The organism is Streptomyces sp. NPDC055078 (assembly GCF_053607985.1).
The window spans coordinates 1-7,055 of sequence record NZ_JBSGUP010000433.1 but is presented as its reverse complement, the minus strand read 5'-3'; the positions used below and the strand labels follow the sequence as shown (position 1 = coordinate 7,055).

General features: G+C 73.1%; 4 protein-coding genes. All 4 read right to left on the bottom strand.

Annotation, left to right across the window (positions count from 1 at the left end; genetic code table 11):
- Nucleotides 1–33: 33 nt before the first annotated feature.
- The 4 genes from ACWF94_RS28475 to ACWF94_RS28460 all read right to left on the bottom strand — a co-directional run bounded on the left by ACWF94_RS28475 (nt 34) and on the right by ACWF94_RS28460 (nt 6,876).
- Nucleotides 34–2,004, bottom strand: a complete 1,971-nt coding sequence (locus ACWF94_RS28475; RefSeq protein ID WP_453494531.1) for a DUF5107 domain-containing protein — start codon at nt 2,002–2,004, stop codon at nt 34–36.
- A 160-nt stretch (nt 2,005–2,164) separates the two neighbouring features.
- Nucleotides 2,165–3,064, bottom strand: a complete 900-nt coding sequence (locus ACWF94_RS28470) for an arginase family protein (RefSeq protein WP_453494529.1) — start codon at nt 3,062–3,064, stop codon at nt 2,165–2,167.
- A gap of 134 nt (nt 3,065–3,198) precedes the next feature.
- Nucleotides 3,199–3,471 carry a LapA family protein gene (locus ACWF94_RS28465; RefSeq protein WP_453494525.1) on the bottom strand — a complete coding sequence of 91 codons (273 nt, stop codon included), beginning with the start codon at nt 3,469–3,471 and terminating at the stop codon, nt 3,199–3,201.
- 147 nt (nt 3,472–3,618) lie between these two features.
- Nucleotides 3,619–6,876 carry an NACHT domain-containing protein gene (locus ACWF94_RS28460; RefSeq protein ID WP_453494522.1) on the bottom strand — a complete coding sequence of 1,086 codons (3,258 nt, stop codon included), beginning with the start codon at nt 6,874–6,876 and terminating at the stop codon, nt 3,619–3,621.
- Nucleotides 6,877–7,055 lie beyond the last annotated feature (179 nt).

The window sequence follows — 7,055 nt, the reverse complement described above, 5'->3', positions numbered from 1 at the left end:
GCCGTCAGCGGCCCGGTCCGGCGCCCGGCGCCGTCAGCCCCCGGGCCGCATCCGGTACTCGTACTCCTCCGGCAGCGGATCGTCCGTCAGCTGCGCCCACACCTCGTTCAGGATCTCCGACCCCTCCCGCAGATCCGCCACCTCGAAGCCACCGTCGAAGATCGCCCGGGCCGCGTCCCGGTGTCCCTCGGCGAGCAGCAGCCGGGCGTGCAGGAGCCGGAACCGGCCGCGCTGCTGGACCGCCGGGCGCAGCCGGGCCCAGACGGAGCGGGCGTCCCGGGTGCGGGAGGCGGTGAGCAGGGCCTCGATGGCCTCCCGGCCGAGCGCGGCCGTCGCGGCCGTCCATGTCTCGCCGTCGTCGCGGCGCTCCTGGCAGAGATCGTCGAACGCCTCCAGATAGCGTTCGGCGGCGCGCTCCGGGTGGCCGCCCTCCTCGTCCGCGACGGCCAGACAGCGCAGCAGCGGCCAGCGGGAGGGGGCGAGTTCGAGGCCGCGCTCCCAGCTGCGTACGGCCTGGGCCTGGTCTCCGGCGTGCCACTGGGCGACACCGAGGTGGTACTCGGTGAGCGGTTCGGCGGCGGCGGTCTCCAGCATGTCGCGCCAGTACGGGGAGACGAGCGAGGGTCCCGGCGGCGCGACCCGGCGCGGCTCGGGGAAGACTCCGGTGGTCAGCAGCTCGCGCCAGGGCGCCTGTTCCTCACCGATGGTCGACTCGTCGAAGGGGGTGCCGGGCAGCTTGACCCCGGCGCGCAGGACTTCGAGCGCCCCCCAGCCGGAGCCCGCGGCGAGCCTGCGGACGGGTTCGGTGTCCGCGCAGGGCCGCCACGCCTCGTACGCGGCGTCCACGGCCTCCCGGGACAGCGCCCGGCCGAGCCGCGACTCCACCTCGGCGCAGGCGGCGGCCCAGTTGCCGCCGTGCACCGTACCGGGGTCGGCGGACAGCGGGCCGTAGGACTCCAGCCAGCTGAACTCCGCGCCCGCGTCGAGCCGCACGTGTTCCAGCTGGGTGCGGGCCAGACCCGCCTGGATCTCGGCGTAGCCGACCGTGCCCGGCTCGGTCAGCCAGCGCTGCCAGCGCCTGCCGCCGCGCCCCGAGCCCCAGACGAAGAGTTTGCGCCCGCGCAGGATGTCGGTGGACGTCTGGACGAGCCCCTTGCCGCCCTCGTCGAGTGCGGCGATCCACTTCCGGGACTCGACGGGCACCTCGTAGAAGTAGTCGGCGGGGTACTCGCTGCGCAGCGGATAGGTGCGGTCCTCGTCACGGTAGTCGGGCACGGGGATCCGGCTGAGCCTGCGCTCGTAGCCGAAGAGCCATGCTTCGTCGGCGGGGGCGATGACCCGGGTGGCCGGATGCTCCTCGACGGCGATGTTGGACCACCAGTAGACCGGCGCGGTCCGCTCGTGCGGATTGCGGATCCGCACCCCGACATGGAGGAAGTCGGAGTCGGCGGGCAGCCACAGATCGACCTGGAACGGCAGATCGCGCAGCCGCTCCCACTCCCAGAGCCGGACCATCTCCCCGCCGTCGGGGGCGGGGACGATCGCGGCGTGCAGCGGTGCGCAGGACAGGGCGGTGTGGCCGGTCGCGCCGATGTTCCACTCGATGCCGCCCGAGTACCAGGCGCCGTTGAGCGCGAAGTCGGCGGGCTGGAAGACGGGGTTGCGGTAGAGGAGTTCCCGCCCGGCGGGCTTGTGGAACAGCGAGTGGATCCGGCCGCCGAGGCCGGGCAGCACGGTGGCGCGCAGCCGTTCGTTCTCGATGACGATCGCGTCGAGGCCGGTGGCGGTGCGCTCCCGGCCGTAGCCGTCGAGCACCCGCTCGGGCAGCAGCGTACGCAGCGGTTCGTAGCCGATCTGCCGGGCCATGTCGCGCGGCAGATCCCGCTTGTCCCGCTCGTCGATCGAGTGCATCTCATCGAGCGGCCGCAGCGCGGGCAGGGGGTTCGGCGGCCCCACCGGGGCCGCGGGCAGGGTCAGTACGGTGTGCCGCACGGTCGTGGCCAAAGCAGCCTCGCTTCACTCGCCGAAGGCCGCCGACTCCTGACGACGGCCCGATGACCATCGAACAGGGTCATCACCGCACCGAACAGATGTCCCGTGGGTCACTCTTCAGCAAAGTCACCGTGCGGCGAAGTCATTCTTCAGCGAGTGGATCGCCCGGCGCTCACACTTCGGTGAAAGCGTCGACGATCAGATCCGTGAGCAGCGCGCCGGCGGTGCCTTCCGGGTCGAGATCGGGGTCGTAGATGGTCACATTCATCCCGACGCAGCGCGGTGAGCGCACCAGCCCGCGTACCAGGGTGGTCAGTTCGTGCGGCAGCAGACCGTGCGGGTCGGGGCTGTCGACGGCGGGCATCACCCGGGGGTCGAGCACATCGGCGTCCAGATGCACCCAGAATCCGTCGAGCATCGGTATCTCCAGGCTCAGCACGACGGCCGACACGACCTCGGCCGGGCTCCATTCGCGCACCTCCGACACGGACGCCGCCGGGATCTTCAGCTGGGCCAGCTCGGCCCGTTCGTCGTCGAACTCGTCACGGATGCCGAGGAGCCTGATGTCGTCGTCGAGCAGATAGGGCCGCAGGCCCTCCAGATCGGTCAGATCGTCCTGCCCCCGGCCGGTCGCGATGGCCAGTTCCTCGCCGCCGGCCGCCCCGATCCGGTCGGAGTTGCCGGGGTGGCGGAAGTCGGCGGAGGCGTCGAGTGCGGCCAGTCCGAAGCGGCCGATCCGGCGCAGGGCGAGCGCGGCGCCGAGCTGGATCGAGCAGTCGCCGCCGAGGACGAGGGCGAAGCTCCCGGCGCGTACATGCTGTTCGATACGGTCGGCGAGGCGCGGTGTGTACGCGGCGATGGCCGCGGCGTTGAAGACCCCGTCGCCCTCCTGCCAGTCGCCCCGGTCGTAGCGCGGCGGTACCACGACACCGCCGTCGAACGCCCGCAGTCTCGGCACGATGCGCTGCTCGCGCAAGGCTCCGGCGAGCTTGTAGCAGCCGGGGACGGTCCCCGGGGCCGGAGGGCGCAGACCGAGGTTGGAGGGTGCGTCGATCACGACGATGTTCCGCATGCGACCCATCCTCACCCCCGCCCTGCGGATGTTCAATCCGCGAGTCCGGTTCCTGCCGGTCCCTGCCGTTCTCTGCCGGTCGCGGCTTTTCCTGCCGGTCCCGCTGCCGGTCTCCGGCGGTCTCCGGCGAAGGTCTAGCGGGCGCGGCGGTGGAAGAAGAAGAGGCCGCCGCACAGCGCTCCGATGACGAACATCAGGAGGAGGGCCAGATAGAGCGGCATGGTCACCAGCGGAATCACCAGCCGGATCTCGACCTGCTGGGTGTTCTCGGCCATGAAGATGATCGCCAGGACCAGCAGGACGACCACCGTGGTCCGGGCGGGCGTGAACCAGCCGCCCAGGCCGCCCCTGCCACTCCTGCCCCTTCTGCCGCGCTGCCGTGGCCTCGGTGAATCCTTTGCGCTCATGGGAAGCAGCTTGCGCCGGGGGCGGTGCCGGGGCGCGGTGAGGTGGACCGTACGGGTGAGGACGGGGTGGGGGGCGAGATGCCGTACGGGCTGGGATTCCGTACGGGCTGGGATGCCGTACGGGTGGGGCTGCGGCCCCCGGCGCGGTCAGCCGCCCGGGATGTCGGTCTGGGCGACGAGGTCCTGGAGCGCCTTGCGGGCCGCGTCGGCGTATCTCGCGTCGATGTCCATCCGGAAGGCCAGATAGTGGACCTGGTCCCCCACCATGAAGGTGCGCAGCAACTGGACGCCGGTCACATGGGTCCGGTCGGGAAAGGCGGCGTCGCCCGCCATGGGTGCCGTCGCCTCGCTGTGGGTGACGCCCCCGCCCGGCTTCTTCCAGTTCGCGTCCTCGACGTCGAACCAGCCGAACCCCCGGATGAAGGCGTCCTCCGCCTTCTTCGGGCAGACTGTCCGGCCGCACTTCTTGACGTCGGTCCACCACCGGAGATAAACGGGCGCGTCGTGTCCCTGGACCAGGCCGCCGCAGAGGGGTTTCTCGGGCCTTCCGGGGGCATCGACACAGGTGTAGTGAGGGCGCCGGTAGACGATCCCGGTGTCCTCAACTTCCTCCAGCTCGGAGCGCTCCTGGCCGCGCCAGACCGGCAGGGCGAGCCGGGGCCGGACCTGGCGGTGGCGGGCCTGGAGGGAGTCCCCGGGCAGTGCGGGCAGCGGCACCGAGGCCAGGGCACGGGACGGGGCCGGTTGCGCGCCCGCGTTGTGCAGCACCTGCTGGGCCAGGATCGCCGCGACGCCCATGACCCGGTCCTCGTCGGCGTAATCCTCCTCGTACAGGAGCCGGATGTAGAGGTTTCCGGTCCGTGCGTGGATCTCGGCCTCCGCGCTGTCTCCGTTGGAAGAAATGTAGCTTCGGCTCCGGGCCCCGTCGCCCACCGCCTTCAGCAGCGGGTGCGCCTGCGAGCGGCCCAGGAGGGTGTTCGCCTGGCGTATCCCGCTGGCCCGCCCCTTGGGTCCCATCGCCCGGGCGTGCAGCTCAACCCTGGACGACCGGCCGGGTCCGGTGCCGGTCCACTCGCAGTGACCGTGACTGTTTCCGGTGACCACGGCCCCGGAGACGACGGGGGCCAGTTGCGCCACGGTGAGCAGCGAGCAGTCGGAAGGCACCGTCCGGTACGGCCCGGCCTCCCCCTTCGTACCGCCGGGTGCCGTGATCAGCCAGGCGATCAGCGCGCCGGCCGAGGCGAGGTGGACCGCCAGGGCCAGCAGCCGCACCACCGGCCGCTCGCGCCGCTCGGTGAGCGCTGTCCCGGCCGCGAGCCGGTCGCGCAGTTCCATATGGCGGAAGTGATAGAAGCCGCCGCTCTGCCGCAGGACTCCGCGCCGGTGGGCGTCCCGCAGAAACGCGTTGAGCCGCCAGGGCAGCGTGCCGCGTGCGGCGAACCAGGCGCGCGCCACGGTGTAGCGGCCCCAGGCGGTACGTCCGAGGCCGTGCAGCAGCACGGCTGCGAGCCAGCAGCCCGCGACCGCCGTCCACTCGCCCCACAGGGCCCGGTCCAGGGCCTCGCCGCTGTACGCGTAGGCGCCGTAGCAGAGGAACGGCACCCCCAGGAGGAGCAGCGCTTCGAACCCGAACAGCCCGTCGCCGCGTTGGCCCAGGCGCATCACAGTGACCGCCACGGCCGCGCGCCGCGCGTCGCGCAGCACCCGCCAGGGGCCGTTCGCCTCGGTGTCGGCGGGCGCGGTCAGGGTTTTCACCGGTTCCCAGAAGCGCCAGCCACGGGGGAACGTGAGCCGCTCGGGACCGGGGTGGGCGGTCCGCGGGAGGGCGGCCCAGCCCGCGAACAGGACGAGCAGCGCCAGGGCCGTGAGGACCAGCCAGACCGGCCCGCCGGGCCACTGGGTGGTCACCGCCGTGCCTCCGCCGCCCCAGCAGACCGCCGCCACCGCGAAGGCGAGCGCGGCCAGCGACGCCAGCGTGCCCGCGCATCGGGGCAGTGCCTCGTCCAGTCGCCACCAGGCCAGTTCCTGGGTGTGGACGGTACGCATCCGGTGGGCCAGGAAGCCGAGCGACCGCTCGGCCCGCCGGGCGTCCCAGGGTCCCCGGCCCACCCGGTCGTCCAGGGCGATGTCGTAGACGGCGGGGACGAACGAGTCCAGCAGATGCGACTCGACCGCCCGGTGGTCCGGGAAGCGGTCCCGGTCGAGGAGTTCGGCCGGGTCGGCGCGGGTGTCGCTGTAGGCGGACCGGGCGAGTCCCACCATCAGCGGGGTGGACAGCGCCCTGCGCAGCTCCCGCGCGGCCGGGTCGTCACCGGTGGCCCGCAGCCGGGCCAGCACCGTGTCCCACTTGGTGGTCAGCGTGCCGTCGACGGAGATGAGCCGGGTGGTACGGGGCAGGAAGTCGGCGAGCTGGGAGACGGTGAGCGGCTGGATCTTGACCACCGCGGCGGCGGTGAGCACGTCCTCATCGGCGACCGCTTTCCGGTACGCCCGGGGGCGGCTGGTGAGCACGAGCTGACGGCCCGGGCCCAGTGAACGGTTCAGCTCGCGCAGCCCCTTGGCCTGGGCGGTGGCGGGCAGTTCGTCGAACCCGTCGTACACCGGCAGGATTCGGCCGGTCTCCAGCAGCGCCCCGGCGATCGCGTGGCGTACGGCGCCGTCCGCGCCCAGCTCCGGGAAGAGTCCGGCGATCCGGCCGGCCGCCCAGCTCAGCGGTCCCTGGGCGAAGGGGTCCCAGGAGGCGATCGGCAGGACGACGGGCACGGGCCGGGCCGGGTCGCCCTCCCCGGGGTCCAGGAGCCGGCGTGCCAGCCGCAGCGCCAGTACGGACTTCCCGGCTCCGGCGCCGCCCAGCACCACCAGCCGGCGCTCGGGCAGCCGATCGTAGACCGTGAGCACGTCGAGCAGTTCACCGCTGAGGTCGATCGGCTCCGAGCCCCGCTCGCGGACGGTGCTCGCGTGATCGGCGAGCGTCGGGTCGCCCTCCCGCCAGGACACCCGCAGCGGGACCGGATCGTGGATACGGGCGAGCCGTTCCTCCCGGTCGTAGGACTCCCGCAGCCGTCCGGCGAGCAGGGCGAGGGCCGCGGTCAGCTCGCTCTGGGGTACGACGGTCCTCGGCCGGGTGCCCGTCAGCGTCCTGACCAGGGTGACGAGCTGGACGACTGCGGGCAGCAGCAGGAGCGCCCCGGCGACGGCCGGGAGCGGACCCGGCCGGGCGATGAGCAGCACCCCGGCGGCGGCGACGGCCGCGGAGGCGGCGAGGCGCAGGGTGCGGGAGCGGACGGTCGGCACGGGGAGGTGGATATGGACGGAGCCGGCCTGGAGGAGCCAGCCGACGGAGGCGTCGGTGACGCGGTTGTCGACGGGTGCGGGGGTCTTGCTGTTTCGCGTGCGCGGCCGCATTGTCCCCCCGTGGCCCGGCGTTGAGTGCGCTCCTATGGTGCCTTGGGGGCCTGCGGCTCCTCAAATGCCGGAGGGGCTGGTGGGCAGGCCCAGGCCCGGCGCGGGCCCTTCGGCGGGGCTCCGCCCCGCGCCGCCCCCTACGCCCTGCGGCGGGGGGGGACCCCCCGCGCCACCAAACC